The organism is Burkholderia sp. PU8-34 (assembly GCF_053427725.1).
In genome coordinates this window covers 52,725-70,465 of record NZ_JBSAXC010000006.1, presented here as the reverse complement: position 1 = coordinate 70,465, position 17,741 = coordinate 52,725, and the positions used below count along the sequence as shown (strand labels likewise).

19 protein-coding genes are annotated in these 17,741 nt (G+C 66.5%); 9 read left to right on the top strand and 10 right to left on the bottom strand.

Annotated elements, in window-relative coordinates:
- Positions 1-21 precede the first annotated feature (21 nt).
- Positions 22-723, top strand: a complete 702-nt coding sequence (locus tag ACV22Z_RS16475; RefSeq protein WP_448077356.1) for a hypothetical protein — start codon at positions 22-24, stop codon at positions 721-723.
- Positions 724-1,095: 372 nt separating this feature from the next.
- Here ACV22Z_RS16475 and sodB read toward each other — a convergent pair whose 3' ends face one another.
- Positions 1,096-1,674 (bottom strand): superoxide dismutase [Fe], encoded by a 579-nt coding sequence (gene sodB / locus ACV22Z_RS16470; protein WP_017333980.1) that lies wholly within the window; start codon positions 1,672-1,674, stop codon positions 1,096-1,098.
- A 181-nt stretch (positions 1,675-1,855) separates the two neighbouring features.
- Positions 1,856-3,238 carry an exodeoxyribonuclease VII large subunit gene (gene xseA / locus ACV22Z_RS16465; protein ID WP_448077355.1) on the bottom strand — a complete coding sequence of 461 codons (1,383 nt, stop codon included), beginning with the start codon at positions 3,236-3,238 and terminating at the stop codon, positions 1,856-1,858.
- Positions 3,239-3,699: 461 nt separating this feature from the next.
- Here xseA and lpxK point away from each other — a divergent pair, with 461 nt between their 5' ends.
- From lpxK to ACV22Z_RS16440, 5 genes are all read left to right on the top strand, one after another.
- The gene (lpxK, locus tag ACV22Z_RS16460) at positions 3,700-4,728 is read left to right on the top strand and encodes a tetraacyldisaccharide 4'-kinase (protein ID WP_448077354.1); all 1,029 of its coding nucleotides are present in this window, start codon (positions 3,700-3,702) and stop codon (positions 4,726-4,728) included.
- Positions 4,709-4,903 carry a Trm112 family protein gene (locus ACV22Z_RS16455; RefSeq protein WP_006482216.1) on the top strand — a complete coding sequence of 65 codons (195 nt, stop codon included), beginning with the start codon at positions 4,709-4,711 and terminating at the stop codon, positions 4,901-4,903. The genes lpxK and ACV22Z_RS16455 overlap by 20 nt, the downstream gene beginning before the upstream one ends.
- A 154-nt stretch (positions 4,904-5,057) precedes the next feature.
- Entirely contained in the window at positions 5,058-5,843 is a 786-nt protein-coding gene (gene kdsB / locus ACV22Z_RS16450; protein WP_448077353.1) for a 3-deoxy-manno-octulosonate cytidylyltransferase, read from the top strand.
- 213 nt (positions 5,844-6,056) lie between these two features.
- Positions 6,057-6,719 (top strand): adenylate kinase, encoded by a 663-nt coding sequence (adk, locus tag ACV22Z_RS16445; RefSeq protein WP_448077352.1) that lies wholly within the window; start codon positions 6,057-6,059, stop codon positions 6,717-6,719.
- A 185-nt stretch (positions 6,720-6,904) separates the two neighbouring features.
- On the top strand, positions 6,905-7,663 hold the full coding sequence (locus tag ACV22Z_RS16440; protein WP_448077351.1) for a 3-hydroxyacyl-CoA dehydrogenase: 759 nt from the start codon (positions 6,905-6,907) through the stop codon (positions 7,661-7,663).
- A 104-nt stretch (positions 7,664-7,767) separates the two neighbouring features.
- Here the strand turns inward: ACV22Z_RS16440 and ACV22Z_RS16435 are convergent, their stop codons facing one another.
- Both ACV22Z_RS16435 and murJ read right to left on the bottom strand, forming a co-directional pair.
- Positions 7,768-8,610: a SirB1 family protein gene (locus ACV22Z_RS16435; RefSeq protein WP_448077350.1), complete on the bottom strand. Its 843-nt coding sequence runs from the start codon at positions 8,608-8,610 to the stop codon at positions 7,768-7,770.
- Between the two features lie 8 nt (positions 8,611-8,618).
- A complete protein-coding gene (gene murJ / locus ACV22Z_RS16430) occupies positions 8,619-10,169 on the bottom strand; it encodes a murein biosynthesis integral membrane protein MurJ (protein ID WP_448077349.1) in 1,551 nt (516 codons plus the stop codon).
- A gap of 301 nt (positions 10,170-10,470) precedes the next feature.
- Here murJ and rpsT point away from each other — a divergent pair, with 301 nt between their 5' ends.
- Positions 10,471-10,743, top strand: a complete 273-nt coding sequence (gene rpsT / locus ACV22Z_RS16425; protein WP_006398494.1) for a 30S ribosomal protein S20 — start codon at positions 10,471-10,473, stop codon at positions 10,741-10,743.
- A 153-nt stretch (positions 10,744-10,896) separates the two neighbouring features.
- Here the strand turns inward: rpsT and ACV22Z_RS16420 are convergent, their stop codons facing one another.
- On the bottom strand, positions 10,897-11,220 hold the full coding sequence (locus tag ACV22Z_RS16420) for a DUF3579 domain-containing protein (protein WP_448077348.1): 324 nt from the start codon (positions 11,218-11,220) through the stop codon (positions 10,897-10,899).
- Positions 11,221-11,630: 410 nt separating this feature from the next.
- On the opposite strand from ACV22Z_RS16420, the gene argF reads away from it, so the two are divergent.
- Positions 11,631-12,560, top strand: coding sequence for an ornithine carbamoyltransferase (argF, locus tag ACV22Z_RS16415; RefSeq protein WP_448077347.1), 930 nt, complete (start codon positions 11,631-11,633; stop codon positions 12,558-12,560).
- A 199-nt stretch (positions 12,561-12,759) separates the two neighbouring features.
- Here argF and ACV22Z_RS16410 read toward each other — a convergent pair whose 3' ends face one another.
- The 3 genes from ACV22Z_RS16410 to murB form a co-directional block, all read right to left on the bottom strand.
- Positions 12,760-13,842: an SRPBCC domain-containing protein gene (locus tag ACV22Z_RS16410; protein ID WP_448077346.1), complete on the bottom strand. Its 1,083-nt coding sequence runs from the start codon at positions 13,840-13,842 to the stop codon at positions 12,760-12,762.
- Positions 13,839-14,213, bottom strand: a complete 375-nt coding sequence (locus ACV22Z_RS16405; RefSeq protein ID WP_448077345.1) for an ArsR/SmtB family transcription factor — start codon at positions 14,211-14,213, stop codon at positions 13,839-13,841. The genes ACV22Z_RS16410 and ACV22Z_RS16405 overlap by 4 nt, the downstream gene beginning before the upstream one ends.
- A gap of 243 nt (positions 14,214-14,456) precedes the next feature.
- A complete protein-coding gene (gene murB / locus ACV22Z_RS16400; RefSeq protein WP_448077344.1) occupies positions 14,457-15,500 on the bottom strand; it encodes a UDP-N-acetylmuramate dehydrogenase in 1,044 nt (347 codons plus the stop codon).
- A 142-nt stretch (positions 15,501-15,642) separates the two neighbouring features.
- On the opposite strand from murB, the gene ACV22Z_RS16395 reads away from it, so the two are divergent.
- Positions 15,643-16,128, top strand: coding sequence for a YajQ family cyclic di-GMP-binding protein (locus ACV22Z_RS16395; RefSeq protein ID WP_176077091.1), 486 nt, complete (start codon positions 15,643-15,645; stop codon positions 16,126-16,128).
- Positions 16,129-16,195: 67 nt separating this feature from the next.
- Here ACV22Z_RS16395 and plsY read toward each other — a convergent pair whose 3' ends face one another.
- Together plsY and ybaK are read right to left on the bottom strand one after the other, a co-directional pair.
- A complete protein-coding gene (gene plsY, locus ACV22Z_RS16390) occupies positions 16,196-16,834 on the bottom strand; it encodes a glycerol-3-phosphate 1-O-acyltransferase PlsY (protein WP_448077343.1) in 639 nt (212 codons plus the stop codon).
- A 176-nt stretch (positions 16,835-17,010) separates the two neighbouring features.
- Positions 17,011-17,502, bottom strand: a complete 492-nt coding sequence (ybaK, locus tag ACV22Z_RS16385) for a Cys-tRNA(Pro) deacylase (protein WP_448077342.1) — start codon at positions 17,500-17,502, stop codon at positions 17,011-17,013.
- Between the last annotated feature and the right edge of the window lie 239 nt (positions 17,503-17,741).

Sequence of the window (17,741 nt, the reverse complement as noted above, 5' to 3'; positions counted from 1 at the left end):
TGCTGACCACTCGAAGTCCCCATGTCCATCAAGATCATCATCGATGACGTTCGCAGCGCCGTAAATGCGGCTGGCTTTAAGTTGTCGATGGCTCGCGGGCGCGACCTAGTATCAAATCTGTTGGTCGACCGGAACTACAGTGCCGCGATCGCGGCCGAGCGTGCCGGAAAGTTGCCCCCCCCGCAGATCGTGTCCTCGCGGATGGAAAGACTTCGAGCGGAGTATGGCCAGATCGTCGATGTTGTTGCCAACATTGCCGCCACTGCCATTGAAGTCACCGCCAATTCCGACTTTGAGGAACATCAAATGATCATGACAGCAACTCAAGCTGTCCAATCGGGACGCTTGCCCATGTATCCGAATTTGACAGCCGACACAGTAAGCACTGTGACCGCGCAAGCGAATCAGCGTGGCGACCAGATCGAGTGGGTCCGTTTGCACGCAGGAAACGTTCATCAGGGAAAGTACCTCCGCTTTTTCCGTGTCGGTCGTGAGTGGTACGCCTTCGACGATGAGATGTATGGTGATGGGTCGGCGTACTCGACTGCAGTAGTGGACAACTGCGTACTTCATCTGCTCGAGCAAGGCGACGCCGACGATTCGCACCACTTCGTGTGCTACGTATTCAAGAACGGGGCATGGTTCGTGCACGCGGTCGAGCACTTGATGGTAGACCCGGAGGACTTTGATCTGACGCGGCAAGAGTTGACGGATTGGCAGTAACTCGTGCGCGGGCGTCGACGCGCTTGTGCTAAATCCCAAGACTTCGGTAGTCCTCTAACAAGGCTGTCTCGCTGCGGACAGCCTTTTTCGTGTGCCTTCGGCCACTATTCGTTGTGCGGCGTTGCGGCGTCCAAGAGACTCGACCGATTGAATCCACACCGAAAATCGGACGCTCGAGTCAAGCGATGGTGGACAGCGGCAAGGGGCCGGTAAGCAACATCCGCGGAAATCCACGAAGAAGCAAAAAGGCCCTCGCGACGGAGGGCCTTCAGATCGGTTACGATTTCCAAAGTTTGTTGCGGGTCACCCCGTCAACGTCCCAAACTTTGTTGCCGTTTCCAAACTTTATTGTGACGGAACAGTGTCGGTGACTTACGCGAAGTTCTTCGCGGCGAAATCCCAGTTCACGATGTTCCAGAACGCTTCGACGAACTTCGGACGCGCGTTGCGGTAGTCGATGTAGTACGCGTGTTCCCACACGTCGATCGTCAGCAGCGCCTTGTCTGCCGTCGTCAGCGGCGTTGCCGCGTTGCTCGTCGACACGATGTCGAGCGAACCGTCGGCCTTCTTCACGAGCCATGCCCAGCCCGAGCCGAACGTGCCGACTGCAGCCTTCGTGAAGGCTTCCTTGAATGCGTCGTACGAACCCCACTTCGCGTTGATCGCGTCGCCGAGCGCGCCCGTCGGTGCGCCGCCGCCGTTCGGCGACAGGCTGTTCCAGAAGAACGTGTGGTTCCAGATTTGCGCGGCGTTGTTGAAGATGCCGCCCGACGACTTCTTCACGATCTCTTCCAGCGACAGGTTTTCGAATTCCGTGCCGGGGATCAGGTTGTTCAGGTTCGTCACATAAGCCTGGTGATGCTTGCCGTAGTGGTACTGGATCGTCTCTTGCGAGATGGTCGGCGCGAGTGCGTCTTCAGCGTACGGGAGCGGCGGGAGCGTATGAGCCATGGCGATTCCTTCGTTGAGTATGTAGGGAGGCTGTGTTGAATGCTGCCGAGCGTCCGATTGTAGGCGAGGAAGAATAACCCCGCAAACTCGCGGGCCATTTATCCGCGGTATGCGGAAAACCGGCGTTCGCGCATCGTCCGATGTGGTGAACAAATGCGCGCCGCCTGCGCCGGCCATTCCGTCAGAACGTATCCGACAGCCGCGGCTGCACGTCGGCGAGCGACACGTCTGCCGAGCCTTCGGCGAGATGCACGGTCAGGCGCCGCTGCGGCTTCAGCGCGCTCGGCGCGCGCACCGCGCGGCCCGTCTGCGCATCGATGAGCGCCGCATAGCCGCGCTCGAGCGTGCGTTGCGGGCTCAGCACCTCGAGCCGCGCCGCGCAGGCTGCGACGCGCGCCGTGTTGCGCTCGTGACGGCGCTGCAGCGCGACCGCGAGGCGCTGCGACAGCCCGGCGAGCGCGTGGCGCGGCTGCGTCACGTCGGGCCGCGCGCGCTGCCAGCGCAGCTGCGCAAGCGCGAACCGCGCGCGCGCGTCGCGCACGGGCCGTGCCGCCGCGGACGCGAGACGCACCGCGAGTTGCTCGACGTGCGTGCGCTGCCGCTGCAGCCGTTCGGCCGGGCTCACGAGCCGGCGCGCGAGCCAGTCGAGCTGCTGCGCGCGCTGCTCGAGCGTGCGGCGCATCCCGCGCGCGAGCGCGCCCTGCCGGTCGCCGACCTCGCGCAGCAGCAGCGCGCGCTGCGGGCTCGCGAGCTCGGCCGCGCCGGTCGGCGTCGGCGCGCGCACGTCGGCGGCGAAATCCGCGATCGTGAAATCGGTTTCATGGCCGACGCCGCTGACGACCGGCAACGCACTCGCGGCAATCGCGCGCGCAAGCGCTTCGTCGTTGAACGACCACAGATCCTCGATCGAGCCGCCGCCGCGGCACACGAGCAGCACGTCGACCTCGCGCCGCGCGTTGGCGGTCTCGACCGCCGCGACGAGCTTCTCGGCCGAGCCGGCCCCCTGCACGGGCGCCGGGTAGACGATCACCGGAATGTGCGGCGCGCGGCGCGCGAGCGTCGTCAGCACGTCGCGCAGCGCAGCGGCCTGCAGCGACGTGACGATGCCGATCGCCCGCGGATGCGCGGGCAGCGGCCGCTTGCGCTCGGGCGCGAACAGGCCCTCGGCCTCGAGCTGCGCCTTGAGCCGCAGGAACGCCTCGAACAGGCGCCCCTGCCCGGTGCGCCGGACGGCTTCGACGTTGAGCTGCACCTCGCCGCGCGGCTCGTACATCGTGACCACCGCGCGCACCTCGATCCGGTCGCCTTCGCGCGGCGTGAATTCCGCATACTGCGCGCGGCCGCGGAACATCACGCAGCGCATCTGCGCCTGCTGGTCCTTGATCGAGAAATACCAGTGGCCGCTCGCGGCGCGCGTGAAGTTCGACACTTCGCCCGCGACCCACAACAACGGGAACGAGCGCTCGAGCATCGTGGAAATCGCGCGGTTGAGCGCCGAGACGGGGATGACTTCATCGCCGCCGCGCGCCGCGCCCGGCGCGGCAAAAGGGGAATCGGAGAGCATGGACGATCGGATGAATGCTGGCGGCGACACGATAGTCCGACATCGGCCGGGCGTCCAGCGGCGCACGAGTGCATTGCACAACGCGAAAAGTGTCCACATGCCGGCATTCGCCTGCCAAAACCCGCAAAAAACCCCGCAAAACGCCAGACAATTGATGCCAACGCATTGATTTTTATATGGTTTTGGATCTTTCGGAATGATTCTCATCCGATTCGAGGCCCACCGGACGGGCGTGTGCGGCATTCGACGGGCGGGTTTTTCACAGAGTTATCCACAGGCTCGCCCGATCCGTCCCCGCCAGCGGTAAAGTCCGGTGACGCTTGCCCCGCCGGCGTGCCGCGCGCTAGAGTGCCGCCTTCCGAGAGAACCCGCGGCTCGCACCGCAACAACGGAGAATACGGAGAATTCGCCTTGACGACCCCGTTCCACGCCGTGGCGCCGCGCGCGCCGCGCCTCGCCCGATGAGCGCGCCCGGCGGCCCGCTCGCCCGCCTCGAGGCGCGCCTCACACGCGAATGGCAGCGCCGCGGCGCGCTCGCGTGGGCGCTCACGCCGGTCGCGTGCGTGTTCGGCCTGTGCGCGGCGCTGCGCCGCACGGCCTATGCGCAAGGCTGGCAAAAGACGGTCGACGTTGGCGTGCCCGTTGTCGTGGTCGGCAACGTGACCGTCGGCGGCACCGGCAAGACGCCGACCGTGATCGCGCTCGTCGATGCGCTGCGCGCGGCGGGCTTCACGCCCGGCGTCGTGTCGCGCGGCTACGGCGCGAACGTCCGGACGCCGACCGCGGTAACGGCCGCGTCGCGCGCGAGCGAGGCCGGCGACGAGCCGCTGCTGATCGCCCGCCGTACCGGCGCGCCGGTGTGGGTGTGCCCCGACCGCGTCGCCGCCGCGCAGGCGCTGCGCGCCGCGCATCCGGACGTCGACGTGATCGTCAGCGACGACGGCCTGCAGCACTACCGTCTCGCGCGCACGGTCGAGCTCGTCGTGTTCGACCACCGCCTCGGCGGCAACGGCTTCCTGCTGCCGGCCGGGCCGCTGCGCGAACCGCTGTCGCGGCATCGCGACGCGACGCTCGTCAACGATCCGTACAGCGGCGCGCTGCCGCCGTGGCCCGACACGTACGCACTGAAGCTCGCGCCCGGCGCCGCCTGGCATCTCGACCGGCCGGCGCTGCGCCGCCCGCTGTCGCAGTTCGCCGGCGAGCGCGTGCTCGCGGCGGCCGGCATCGGCGCGCCGGAGCGCTTTTTCGCGACGCTGCGCGCGGCGGGCCTCGCGCCCGCGACCCGCGCGCTGCCCGATCACTACGCGTTCGCGGACAATCCGTTCGTCGACGAGCAGGTCGACACGATCCTGATCACCGAGAAGGATGCAGTAAAATTGGGCGCTTCCTGGCGCGACGTTCGGATCTGGGTCGTCCCGGTCGAAGCCGCGCTCGATCCTCGCCTCATTGCCCTCGTTGTGGAGAAACTCCGTGGACGCTCGCCTGCTTGAAATCATCGTGTGCCCTATTTGCAAAGGCCCGCTCCACTATGACCGCGCCGCGCAGGAACTGATCTGCAACGCCGACAAGCTCGCCTACCCGATCCGCGACGGCATCCCCGTGATGCTCGTCGACGAAGCGCGCCAGACCGTCGAAGGCACGCCGGTCGATCCGGCCGGCCGCTGAATTTGGCCGCTGAATTTGGCCGCTGAATTTGGTCGCTGAATTTGGTCGCTGAATTTGGTCCGGTGAACCCGGCCCGGGCCCCATGCGGCCCGGCCGCCCGGCGGGCGCTGCGCACGCGCCGCCCGCCGCCTTCCTCATACGATTTGCCTGTCCGATGACTCACCCGCAGCCCTTCATCGCCGTCATTCCCGCCCGGCTCGCCTCGACCCGGCTTCCGAACAAGCCGCTCGCCGATCTCGGCGGCAAGCCGATGGTCGTGCGCGTCGCCGAACGGGCGCGCGAAGCGGGCGCGCAGCAAGTGCTCGTCGCGTCCGACGCGCAGAGCGTGCTCGACGCCGCGCGCGACCACGGCTTCGACGCGGTGCTCACGCGCGCCGACCATCCGTCCGGCACCGACCGTCTCGCCGAAGTCGCGGCTGCGTTCGGCTGGAGCGACGACACGGTCGTCGTCAACGTGCAGGGCGACGAACCGCTGATCGACCCGGTGCTGGTCCGCGACGTAGCGTCGCACCTCACCGCGCATCCCGCATGCGCTATCGCGACTGCCGCGCACCCGATCCACGCCGCGGCCGACGTGTTCAACCCGAACGTCGTGAAGGTCGCGCTCGACGCGCAGGGCGTCGCGCTGTACTTCTCGCGCGCGCCGATTCCGTGGAGCCGCGATGCGTACCAGCCGCACTGGCCGGACGTGTCGGCCATGCCCGCGCCGACCTTTCCGGTGTATCGGCATATCGGCCTCTATGCGTATCGCGCGCGCTTCCTGCGCACGTATCCGTCGCTCGCGCAGGCGCCGATCGAGCAGGCCGAGCAACTCGAACAGCTGCGCGCGATGTGGCATGGCGAACGGATTGCGGTGCTGATCACCGAGCGCGCGCCGGAGGCCGGCATCGACACGCCGGCCGATCTTGCGCGCGTGCAGGCCCTTTTTCGGCCGGAATAAAAAAAACCCATGGCATAATCAGGCGATTGTGCGAGCCGTCCGCGATCCGCGCGTGCCCGCTTGACCTCACCGCGGCCCTGCCGGCAGCCGCGCGTCGCTTGAGCCGACGCGCCGCGTCAGACCGGTCCGCCGCGTGCCAGGCAAGCTGCCGCGCACTGCGTCGCCGACGCCTTCGAGTCTCGCCACACGAATCTACATACTGGAGATATCACCATGCGTTTGATCCTGTTGGGCGCGCCCGGCGCGGGAAAGGGCACCCAGGCAAACTACATCAAGGAAAAATTCGGCATCCCGCAAATCTCGACGGGTGACATGCTGCGTGCGGCCGTGAAGGCCGGCACGCCGCTCGGCGTCGAGGCGAAGGGCTTCATGGACGCCGGCAAGCTCGTGCCGGACGAGCTGATCATCGGCCTCGTCAAGGAGCGCCTGAAGGAAGCGGACTGCGCGAACGGCTACCTGTTCGACGGCTTCCCGCGCACGATCGCGCAGGCCGACGCGATGAAGGACGCCGGCGTCGCGATCGACTACGTGCTCGAGATCGACGTGCCGTTCTCGGAAATCATCGAGCGCATGAGCGGCCGCCGCACGCACCCGGCCTCGGGCCGCACGTACCACGTCAAATTCAACCCGCCGAAGGTCGAGGGCAAGGACGACGTGACGGGCGAAGCACTGATCCAGCGCGACGACGACAAGGAAGAAACGGTCAAGAAGCGCCTCGAAGTGTACGAAGCGCAGACCAAGCCGCTGATCACCTACTACGGCGATTGGGCAACGCGCGGCGAGGAGAACGGCCTGAAGGCGCCGCAATACCGGAAGATCTCCGGTCTCGGCGCCGTCGACGAGATCCGCGACCGTGCGTTCGACGCGCTGAAGTAAGCCGCGCGTCCCGCCTTGAAGAAAACCGCCCGTCCCGGGCGGTTTTTTTTCGTGCGCGTCCGATTCGCACGGACGTTCTCATTGCGCCGGCACACGCCGGCGCCCCTTACAATCGACCGGATCGATCCCGACACTGCCGGCTTGCACGCAGGTCGCCGCCTTTACCTACCACCAAGGGGACAGTCATGGAGATTCGCGGGAACGTCTTTCTGATCACGGGCGGCGCATCGGGCCTCGGCGCCGGCACGGCGCGGATGCTCGCACACGAAGGCGGCAAGGTCGTGCTCGCCGACCTGAACGAGGAAGCAGGCGAAGCACTGGCGCGCGAACTGGGCGGCGTGTTCGTCCGCTGCGATGTGTCGCGCGAGGACGACGCGCAGGCCGCGGTCGACACCGCGACGCGCGCGGGCACGCTGCGCGGCCTCGTGAACTGCGCAGGCATCGCGCCCGCCGCGAAGACTGTCGGCAAGGACGGCGCGCATCCGCTCGACGTGTTCGCGAAGACGATCAGCGTGAACCTCGTCGGCACGTTCAACATGATCCGTCTCGCCGCCGTCGCAATGGCGGCGAACGCGCCGAACGCGGACGGCGAGCGCGGCGTGGTGATCAGCACCGCGTCGGTTGCGGCCTTCGACGGCCAGATCGGCCAGGCTGCGTATGCGGCATCGAAGGCCGGCGTTGCCGGCATGACGCTGCCGATCGCGCGCGACCTGTCGCGCAGCGGCATCCGCGTCATGACGATCGCGCCCGGCCTGTTCGAGACGCCGATGCTGCTCGGCATGCCGAAGGACGTGCAGGACGCGCTCGGCGCGATGGTGCCTTTCCCGCCACGGCTCGGCAAGCCGGCCGAATACGCGCTGCTGGTCCGGCAGATCGTCGAGAACCCGATGCTCAACGGCGAGGTGATCCGCCTCGATGGCGCGATCCGGATGCAGCCGAAATGACGTCCTGACAACGCGCTTCACGCGTACCAGCAAAAACGCCCGCGACGCGCGCAATGCGCATGGCGGGCGTTTAGCATGGGTGCGGCGAAACGGTCAGTCTTCGCTCAGTCTTCGTCACCGCGCTGCATCCGCTGCCGCAATTCGGTCACCTGCGATTCCACGACACTCGCGTCTTCCGCGTCCGGCAGCTCGCCGAGATACCGTTCGAGATCCTCGAGCGCCGGCCGCAGGTAGTCGAGCCGCGCATATGCGAAACCGCGGTCGCGCACCTCGTCGAGATGTTCCGGCAGCAGGATCACGAGCCGCTGCTGCACGGCGAGCAGCCGCTGCCAGCGTTCCGTCTGCAGATAGATCGTCTTCAGGTTGCGCAGCATCCGCGCGATGATCTCGCGGCTCGTCGCCGGCTGCAGCAGCGCGCGCAACGCGCTGTCCACCGCGCCCGCCGCCCGCGCGACGTACGGCTCCAGCATTTCGACCATCTCGGCCTCGGACAGCGAATGGCCGTTGGTCGGATCGATGATCAGGTCGCCGTCCGACAGCGTGACGCGCAGCAGGAAATGGCCGGGAAACGACACGCCGCGCGCCGGCACGCCGATCTGCTCGGCCAGTTCGATATACAGCACCGACAGCGAGATCGGGATCCCGCGCCGCCGCCTCAGCACGACATTCAGGTGGCTGTTGTCAGGATCGTAGTAATCGTTGTGATTGCAGGCGAAGCCGAGCTCGCGGAAGAAGAAATCGTTCAGCGCGACGACCCGGTCCTTCAGGACGGCGTCGTCGGCAACCCGCCGGCGCAACCGCGCCGCGATCATGTCGAGTTCGGCGAGCGTGCCCTGCAGGTCGAGATCCGGGTACGCATCTTGCGCAAGCGAAAGCGCGGCCTCGGTCACCGGCAGGCTGTCGTCGTCCGCCACGAGCGTACTGAAATAATCGAGGACCCGGGTCATTGCGGTCGTCACTTGGCGCGCCTTCTGAAGTAAGCGTATTTGAAGCCCATCACCCACAACATACCGAAATATAGTGTAGCGAACAGCACGAGGCACGCGGCCATCAGCGCGATGCGCGCGAGCGGCTGCGTGCGCAGCCCGGTCCAGTCGAAGCTGATCGCGAACCAGTGCATCGTGCCGGCGAGCACGAGCGACGCGCCTGCGAGCTGCGCGAAGAAGCGTGGCCAGCCCTCCGACGGCTGGTAGATACCGCGCCGACGCAGGCCGAGGAACAGCAGCAGCGAGTTCAGGCAAGCGCCGACGCCGATGCTGAGCGTCAGGCCCGCATGGGCGATCAGCGGCACGAACACGTAGTTCGACAGCTGCGTGACGACGAGCACGCCGACCGCGATCTTCACCGGCGTCTTGATGTCCTGCTTCGCATAGAAGCCCGGCGCGAGAATCTTGATCAGGATGATGCCGACGAGACCGATCCCGTAGGTCGCGAGCGCACGCGCGACCATCGTGACGGTATGCGCGTCGAACTTGCCGTAGTTGAACAGCGTGGCGGTGAGCGGCTCGGCGAAGAAGAACAGCGCGAGCGCGCTTGGCGCGGCGAGCAGGAACGTCACGCGCAGCCCCCAGTCGAGCAGCGCCGAATATTCGGTCGCATCCGCGTCGACGTGCGCCTTCGACAGGCTCGGCAGCAGGATCGTGCCGAGCGCGACGCCGAGCAGCGCGGTCGGGAACTCCATCAGGCGGTCCGCGTAGTTGATCCACGACACCGCGCCCTGCCCGAGCCGCGACGCGATGTTGGTGTTGATGATCAGCGACAGCTGCGCGACCGACACCGCAAAGGTGGCCGGCACCATCTTCGCGAGCACGCGCTTCACGCCGCGATGCCGCAGCGCACGCATCGGGTTGAGGCCGACCAGCGGCACCATGTCGATCTTCTTCAGGCCCGGCAGCTGGACCAGGAACTGCAGCACGCCGCCGGCGATGACTGCCCACGCGAGCGCGTACACGGGCACTTTCAGGTGCGGCGCGACGAACACGGCCGCGACGATGAACGCGACGTTCAGCAGCACCGGCGCGAACGCAGGCAGCGAGAAGCTCTTGTACGTGTTCAGCACGCCGGACGCGAGCGTCGTCAGCGAAATGAACACGATGTACGGGAACATGATGCGCGTCATCGTGACGGCCAGCGGGAACGCCTGGCCGTCGGTGCGCAAGCCGGACGCGACCGCGAACACGACCCACGTCGCGCCGACGATGCCGACCACCGACAGCACGGCGAGTGCCCACGCAAGCACGGTGGACATCGCGTCGACGAGCGCCTTCGTCGCGTCGTGCCCCTGCTGGTTCTTGAACTCGGCAAGGATCGGCACGAACGCCTGCGAGAACGCGCCTTCCGCGGACAGGCGGCGCAGCAGGTTCGGGATGCGGAACGCGACGTAGAACGCGTCGGTATATTGACTGGCACCGAACGCACGGGCGATCAGCGTCTCACGGGCCAGTCCGGTCACGCGCGACAGCAGCGTGAAGCCGCTGACCGTCAGCAGGGCTCGGAATAGATTCATGGGGCGCTTATTATACGGAGGTTGTGCGGCGCGTCACGGCCGAACGACGAAAAGGACGCCCGCGGCCCCCGCCTGCATCCTCATCGGACGTCAAACTTGCCACGCGCTTGATTTTGTTGCTATAATCGCCGGTTTCTGAGCCTGTTACATACGCGGCACCTGCCGCTTCCGTGTCCGGGCCTCGGATAAAACCAACGTTTTTTATGTGCCCCTGGGCAATCGTTCTCAGGGGACGGATCGAAAAGCAGCGCTTGGCCGTCAGGCTCCAAGCTCTGGAAACAGGACAGGATAAGGAACCGTCATGGCTAACTCCGCACAAGCACGCAAGCGCGCCCGCCAGGCCGCGAAGGCAAACTCGCACAACTCGGCGCTGCGCTCGAAATTCCGTACCGCGATCAAGGCCGTTCGCAAGGCAGTCGATGCCGGCGACCAGGCAAAGGCTGCCGAGCTGTTCAAGGCTGCCGTGAAGACGATCGACACGATCGCCGACAAGAAGATCGTTCACAAGAACAAGGCCGCTCGCAGCAAGAGCCGCCTCGCCGCAGCCGTCAAGGGCCTGCAGGCAGCAGCGTAAGTCCGGTGTGCCCGCCTCGCGCGGGCGCCCCTGTTTCCTGCGATCGACAAAAAAGCCCGCATTCGCGGGCTTTTTTGTTTTGCACCGTCCACTGCCGGAAAGGCCGCGGCGGAACGAACCGGGCGGGCGCGGCAGGCGCCCTCGCCCGGCTGCTCAGCTCTTGTGGTTCGCGTAGTCAGGCAGTTCGCACGCCTCGGTGACGACGAGGTGGTTGTCCTTCGCGAAGTTCATCACGAAATCGAACGCCATCGGCTCGACGTCGCGCAGACGGGAATCGAGAATCACGCATTTCGTGTCGCCGAGCATCGTCGGACGCACGTACAGCGAATATTTGAGCCTGGCATTCGGCCCGCTTGCACCGGGCCCGAAACACGACATCACGCCAGCAAGACGCTCCGACCAGTCGCTCGGGCGAAATTTCTTCCCGTCTTTCGTGATGCCCTGGATGAAGTATTCGGTCGGAGGGGTTTCAGCCATGTGGTTACCCAAGTGACGGCCCGGCGATGCGCAGGCAACGGCGCCTGGACACGCAAACACAAAGCAGGCATGACGCCGGTGGCGCCCGTGCGCACCCGCAGGCGGGCCGCTGGCGCGCTTCCCGGCACGCCGCACCGGTTTTGTGCAGCGCACGGCTTGTGTCCGGCAGCGCGCGAATGAGGCTTGCCTGCCGGGCTGGAGAAAACTTTTGGATTATACCGCAGCGCGGCATCGCGCGTCGTTTCGTGCCCGCTGGCCCGCGATCGCGCGCCACGCACTTCGATCCAGCCCCGCTTTTCGGCCCGGCTCGTCAAAGCACAGAAAATCCTTTATGCTGCTTTGAGTTATCCACACCCGACGGCGGTGCCGTCCGGCCCTGCGGCCGGGTGAGACCCGCCGCATTTCGTTTCATGACCGCCAAAACCATTCGTCACTACCTGCAGTTCAAGGATTTCTCGCTGGAAGACTACGAGTACGTGCTCGAACGCACGGGAATCCTGAAGCGCAAGTTCAAGAACTACGAGACCTATCACCCGCTGCACGACCGCACGCTCGCGATGATCTTCGAGAAGAACTCGACGCGCACGCGGCTGTCGTTCGAAGCCGGCATCTTCCAGCTCGGCGGCCACGCCGTGTTCATGAGCACCCGCGACACGCAGCTCGGCCGCGGCGAGCCGGTCGAGGATTCCGCGCAGGTGATCTCGCGGATGGTCGACATCATCATGATCCGCACGTTCGAGCAGGAGATCATCCAGCGCTTCGCGGACAACTCCCGCGTGCCGGTGATCAACGGCCTGACCAACGAATACCATCCGTGCCAGGTGCTCGCCGACATCTTCACGTACTACGAGCACCGCGGCCCGATCGCCGGCAAGACGGTGGCCTGGGTCGGTGACGCGAACAACATGCTCTATACGTGGATCGAGGCCGCGCAGATCCTCGGCTTCAAGCTGCGCCTGTCCACGCCGCCCGGCTACGCACTCGACATGAAGCTGGTCGCGCCGGAAAGCGCGCCGTTTTACGAAGTCGTCGACGATCCGAACGAAGCGTGCAAGGGCGCCGATCTCGTGACGACCGACGTGTGGACGAGCATGGGATTCGAGGCCGAGAACGAAGCGCGCAAGCAGGCGTTCGCCGACTGGTGCGTCGACGAGGAGATGATGGGCCACGCGAACCCCGATGCCCTCTTCATGCACTGCCTCCCCGCGCACCGCGGCGAGGAAGTGACGGCCGGCGTGATCGACGGCCCGCAGAGCGTCGTCTGGGACGAGGCGGAAAACCGCCTGCACGTGCAGAAGGCGCTGATGGAGTTCCTGCTGCTCGGCCGGCTGAAGCACTGACGCATACGCGTTGCCCCACGAGCGCCGGTCGCCGACCGGCGCTTTTTATTTTGCCGCGTGCCACGCTCATGCGCCTCGACGCGGGGAAATCGACATTCGCGCGCATCATGCGGCCCTCATGGACACAGGCGAGCCGCGCGCCCGCCTGGCGTACGACGATCGCATGCGCGAAATGAACGCCCGCGCCGGCGCACCGCGCTCAGCCCAAGGCCGGCTGGGTGGCGCCGAAGCTGGGCCGCTCGCGCATCACCGCCCGCGCACGCGTGACGTTCGGGTACTTCTGCAGCAATTCCGCCCCTTCGGGAAACATGCCGACGTAAGCCAGGATCGGCGCCAGAAACAGATCCGGCATCGACAGCTCGCCGCCGACCAGGTAATCGCGGCCGCCGTACGCCGCGTCGAACACCTGCAGATGCTTGTCGATGTCAGGCAGCGCCGCGTCGATCACCGCGCGATCGGGCTGGCCGCCCTCGCCCTTCGGGAAGACGTACTGCAGCACGTAGCGGCGCACCATCGCGTCGTACGCGTGGCAGTTGATCAGGCTGATCCATTGCTCGCCGCGCGCATGCGCGGTGGCGCCCCACCGGGGCAGCAGGCTCGGGCCGTCGAACGCTTCATCGATGTAGCCGAGGATCGCCCGCGTTTCATAGAACTCGATCGGACCGTCGCAGAATGCCGGGATGCGTCCGAACGGGTTGTGCGCGAGCACTTCCGGCGAATGCGGCGGCAGCGGCTGCAGCGCGTACGCGACGCCCTTTTCCGCGAGCGCCATGCGCACCGTACGGCAATAGCTGCTGCGCGGATCGCCGAACACGACGACGGTTCCCGCGCTGCCCTCCGGGTCCAGCAGATCGTTGAGCCGGTTGAACACCGATTGCCACCCGCCCATGTGCGAATCGCGCTCCTGCTCGCTCGGAAAGCCGCTGTGACGCATGTGCAGATGCGTGCCGCCGTCCTGGTCGGTGAACGTGACCTCGATCAGCGTCTTCAGGTCGGCCGGCATCGCCCCGACCTCCCAAGCCCATGTGTACGCCAGAAAGTCCACGCGATCGACCTTCTGGTATTCGCCGCCCGCGATGTGCCGCGAACCGTCGCGCCCGCCCATCACGATGCGGTACTTGCCGCCGACCCGCGCGTCGGCGCTCGCTTCGATCACGCTCATCCCTCGCGGACAATGCCAGGTCGCCAGCGCAGTTTCGTTCGTGAACGCGTCGAAGACACGCTCGCGCGGCGCGCGGATGAACCGGTTCAATTCGAGATGAAACGTCGCTGCCTGACTCATGACTTCTCCCGCCGAGGTGGGACGTCGTCGCCGGCCGTGCCGCCCGCGCACGATTGTTCGACGAACGCCGTCAGTCGATCGAGGCTCTCTTCCCAATATTGCCGATAGGCTTCGAGCCATCCGTGCGCATCGCGCATCCCGTCCGCGCGCAACCGGCAGATTCGCCAGCGCGCATTGACTTCCCTCTCGATCAGCCCTGCGTCCGACAGCACGCGAAGATGCTTCGAGATCGCCGGCGCCGACATGTCGAACGGCCGGGCCAGCTCGCTGACGGGCGCCGCGCCCTCGGCCAGCCGCAGCAGGATCGCGCGGCGGGTGGGGTCGGCCAGTGCAGAGAACACCGCAGACAGGGAATCGGATGTGGAGCGCATGATTTCATTTAACCTCAAGGTTAAATGAGAGTCAAGGAAGTGACGGGCGTGGGTCGGGGCGACGCGACGACGTGGACGAGCGAGCAGCAGAATGGAAAGGCGCGCATCGCCGCCGAGCGGCGCCGCGCGATGCGGGACACGCCGGTCGCGCGACCGGCGAGCTTCGAGAAAAAAAGGGACTGCTTGCCGGGTGCGATCGGCGACAGCCGGCGCGGTGCCGTCACGCGGGCGTGGCGGCCCGGCTCACAGACAAACCGGCTCCGGCTCCAGCTCGACGCCGAATTTCGCGAACACGTCGTCCTGGATCGCGCGCGCGAGCGCGATCACGTCCGCCCCCGTCGCGCCGCCTCGGTTGACGAGCACGAGCGCCTGGCGGTCGTGCACGGCCGCGGCGCCGAGCGTACGGCCCTTCCAGCCGCAGCGGTCGATCAGCCAGCCGGCCGCGAGCTTCACCTGCCCGTCCGGCTGCGGATACGACACGACGTCGGCCACCCGCGCGCGCAGCGCGTCGAACTGCGCGGCATCGATCACCGGATTCTTGAAGTAGCTGCCCGCATTGCCGAGCGCGAGCGGATCGGGCAGCTTCGCGCGGCGGATCGCGACCACCGCATCGAACACATCGCGCGCCGTTGCCGCGGGTTGCGCGATGCCGCGCGCATCGAGTTCGCGCGCGACGTCCGCGTAGCCGAGCCGCGGCGTCCAGCGCTTCGGCAGCCGGAACGTCACCGACACGATCGCGAAGCGCGCGCGGCCTTCCCGCTTGAAGAAACTGTCGCGATAGCCGAACGCGCAGCGCGCGGCATCGAAGCGCTCGCTGCGCCCCGTCGCGAGCTCGACGGCGACGAGCGAATCGAAATACGTCTTCATCTCGAGCCCGTACGCGCCGATGTTCTGGATCGGCGCGGCGCCGACCGTGCCGGGAATCAGCGCGAGGTTCTCGAGGCCCGGCATGCCGTGCTCGAGCGTCCACGCGACGAACGCGTGCCAGGTCTCGCCGCCGCCCGCCTCGACATACCACGCGTCATCGTCTTCGCGAACGATGCGGCGGCCGGCGATTTCGTCGAGCAGCACGAGGCCGTCGAAATCGCGCGTGAACACGACATTGCTGCCGCCGCCGAGCACGAGGTGCGGCAGACCGGCGACGCGCGCGTCGTGATGCAGCGCCGCGAACTGGTCCGCGTGCGTCACGCGCGCGGCCAGCCGCGCCTTCACGTCGAAACCGAACGTGTTGTGCGCGGCAAGCGGATGGTCGGGGAGCAGCGACAGGGTGGAATCGGCTGGAAGCATCGGCAATCGCGGTCATGCGTGCCCGGCGGCGCGCGGCCGGCCTTGGGCAAACGAAGGGGCACCGGTAAAATGGCAAACAGTCCGCAATTATAGCGAGTGCCCGTGCGTGAGCCGGGCCCGCGTGTTTTACAGGGAGAATGCCATGCCATCGTTCGACGTCGTCAGCGAAGCGAACATGATCGAAGTAAAGAATGCCATCGAGCAGTCGAACAAGGAAATTTCGACGCGCTTCGACTTCAAGGGCTCGGACGCGCGCGTCGAGCAGAAGGAACGCGAACTGACGCTGTTCGCCGACGACGATTTCAAGCTCGGCCAGGTCAAGGACGTGTTGATCGGCAAGATGGCGAAGCGCAACGTCGACGTGCGCTTCCTCGATTACGGCAAGATCGAGAAGATCGGCGGCGACAAGGTCAAGCAGGTCGTGACGGTCAAGAAAGGCGTGACCGGCGATCTCGCGAAGAAGATCGTGCGGCTCGTCAAGGACAGCAAGATCAAGGTGCAGGCGAGCATCCAGGGCGACGCGGTGCGCGTGTCGGGCGCGAAGCGCGACGACCTGCAAAGCGTGATCGCGATGCTGCGCAAGGACGTGACCGACACCCCGCTCGACTTCAACAACTTCCGCGACTGACCGGTCGCGTGCTGCCGCCGGGCCGCGTTGCGCGCCCGGCGCGCTTCTTCGGCCCGGGTCCGTTCCGTCAGGCCTTCCCGCCGTCCTCCGCGTTGCCGTTCGCAGCCGCCTTCTTCTTCTCGCCGATCCGGCTTTCCTGCCCCGCCAGCAGCTTCGCGATGTTGCTGCGGTGACGCCACACGAGCAGCACGCTCATCGCGAGCACGGCCCACGCGACCGGATTGTGCTGCGTGCCGAACAGGAACACGTCGAACAGCGGCGCGAACACCGCCGCGACGAGCGCCGCGAGCGACGAATACCGGAAGAAAAACGCGATGATCAGCCAGGTTAGCGCGGTCGCGAGCCCGAGCACCGGATGCACGGCGAGCAGCACGCCGGCCGCGGTCGCGACGCCCTTGCCGCCCTGGAAGCGGAAGAAAACCGGGTACAGGTGGCCGAGGAACACGGCGATCGCCACCCACGCGATCGCGACGTCGGGCAAGCCGAAGCGCCGCGCGAGCCAGACCGCGATCCAGCCCTTGAAGGCGTCGCCGACGAGCGTCAGGATCGCCGCCTTCTTGTTGCCGCTGCGCAGCACATTGGTGGCGCCGGGGTTCTTCGACCCGTACGAGCGGGGATCGGCCAGGCCCATCGTGGCGCTGACGACAACGGCGAACGACACCGAGCCGATCAGGTAGGCAACGACGGCGGCGAGCAGGATCTGCATGCGGAAGACTCTTCTTTCAACGTATCGATGGGACGGGCGGCTGCGCACGGCATGACCGGCGCGGCCGCAGCGGCGGATTGCCTGCGACACCGCAACGGCCAAGCCGATGCGCGACGGCAAGCCGAAGCGGCGCTCATTCTACCGAAGCGGCGCGGACTGCCACGAAGGTGAAACCCTCAGTCGACGCTCGCGCACTGCACGGGCTTCGCGTCGAGCAGCGTCGTCAGCACGGACGGCGCAACGCTGACGAGATAGCCGCGCCGGCCGCCGTTCAGGTAGATCGTCGGCAACGCGAGGATCGTCGCTTCGACATAGACGGGAATCGCCTTGCGGGTGCCGAACGGCGACGTGCCGCCGACGAGATAGCCCGAATGGCGGTTCGCGACTTCCGGCTTGCACGGCTCGACGCGCTTCGCACCGATCTGCCGCGCGAGGTTCTTCGTCGACACCGTGCGATCGCCGTGCATCAGCACGATCAGCGGCTTCGCATGTTCGTCCTCCATCACGAGCGTCTTCACGACGATGTGCTCGTCGACGCCGAGCTGGCGCGCGGATTCGCCGGTGCCGCCGTGATCGACGTATTCATACGGGTGCTCGCCGAACGCGACGCCGTGGCGGCGCAACAGCTGGGTCGCGGGCGTTTCGGACACGTGTCTGGATTTGCTCATGGCGGCATTCTAATGGGGAACGGCTGACAAAGCGTACTGCGCACCCGGTGTTCGACAAGGACCGCCCCGGCCAGCAGCGGTATACTCGCGGCCCGCTTTTCGATCGCCCGGGCCGCAGCGCGCACGAAATTCGGCATCGGCCCCGACGCCGCACCCTCCATCATCATTGCGCGCGCCGTGAAGCGCTATTGTCCGAATGGCCGATTGTGGCCCGCGCTTCGGCATGGCACGATCGTTCG

What these genes read in the sequence shown, in the direction of transcription:
- ACV22Z_RS16475 (WP_448077356.1), top strand. Translation starts at nt 22, where the DNA reads ATGTCCATCAAGATCATCATCGATGACGTTCGCAGCGCCGTAAATGCG.
- sodB (WP_017333980.1), bottom strand. Translation starts at nt 1,674, where the DNA reads ATGGCTCATACGCTCCCGCCGCTCCCGTACGCTGAAGACGCACTCGCG.
- xseA (WP_448077355.1), bottom strand. Translation starts at nt 3,238, where the DNA reads ATGCTCTCCGATTCCCCTTTTGCCGCGCCGGGCGCGGCGCGCGGCGGC.
- lpxK (WP_448077354.1), top strand. Translation starts at nt 3,700, where the DNA reads ATGAGCGCGCCCGGCGGCCCGCTCGCCCGCCTCGAGGCGCGCCTCACA.
- kdsB (WP_448077353.1), top strand. Translation starts at nt 5,058, where the DNA reads ATGACTCACCCGCAGCCCTTCATCGCCGTCATTCCCGCCCGGCTCGCC.
- adk (WP_448077352.1), top strand. Translation starts at nt 6,057, where the DNA reads ATGCGTTTGATCCTGTTGGGCGCGCCCGGCGCGGGAAAGGGCACCCAG.
- ACV22Z_RS16440 (WP_448077351.1), top strand. Translation starts at nt 6,905, where the DNA reads ATGGAGATTCGCGGGAACGTCTTTCTGATCACGGGCGGCGCATCGGGC.
- ACV22Z_RS16435 (WP_448077350.1), bottom strand. Translation starts at nt 8,610, where the DNA reads ATGACCCGGGTCCTCGATTATTTCAGTACGCTCGTGGCGGACGACGAC.
- murJ (WP_448077349.1), bottom strand. Translation starts at nt 10,169, where the DNA reads ATGAATCTATTCCGAGCCCTGCTGACGGTCAGCGGCTTCACGCTGCTG.
- rpsT (WP_006398494.1), top strand. Translation starts at nt 10,471, where the DNA reads ATGGCTAACTCCGCACAAGCACGCAAGCGCGCCCGCCAGGCCGCGAAG.
- ACV22Z_RS16420 (WP_448077348.1), bottom strand. Translation starts at nt 11,220, where the DNA reads ATGGCTGAAACCCCTCCGACCGAATACTTCATCCAGGGCATCACGAAA.
- argF (WP_448077347.1), top strand. Translation starts at nt 11,631, where the DNA reads ATGACCGCCAAAACCATTCGTCACTACCTGCAGTTCAAGGATTTCTCG.
- ACV22Z_RS16410 (WP_448077346.1), bottom strand. Translation starts at nt 13,842, where the DNA reads ATGAGTCAGGCAGCGACGTTTCATCTCGAATTGAACCGGTTCATCCGC.
- ACV22Z_RS16405 (WP_448077345.1), bottom strand. Translation starts at nt 14,213, where the DNA reads ATGCGCTCCACATCCGATTCCCTGTCTGCGGTGTTCTCTGCACTGGCC.
- murB (WP_448077344.1), bottom strand. Translation starts at nt 15,500, where the DNA reads ATGCTTCCAGCCGATTCCACCCTGTCGCTGCTCCCCGACCATCCGCTT.
- ACV22Z_RS16395 (WP_176077091.1), top strand. Translation starts at nt 15,643, where the DNA reads ATGCCATCGTTCGACGTCGTCAGCGAAGCGAACATGATCGAAGTAAAG.
- plsY (WP_448077343.1), bottom strand. Translation starts at nt 16,834, where the DNA reads ATGCAGATCCTGCTCGCCGCCGTCGTTGCCTACCTGATCGGCTCGGTG.
- ybaK (WP_448077342.1), bottom strand. Translation starts at nt 17,502, where the DNA reads ATGAGCAAATCCAGACACGTGTCCGAAACGCCCGCGACCCAGCTGTTG.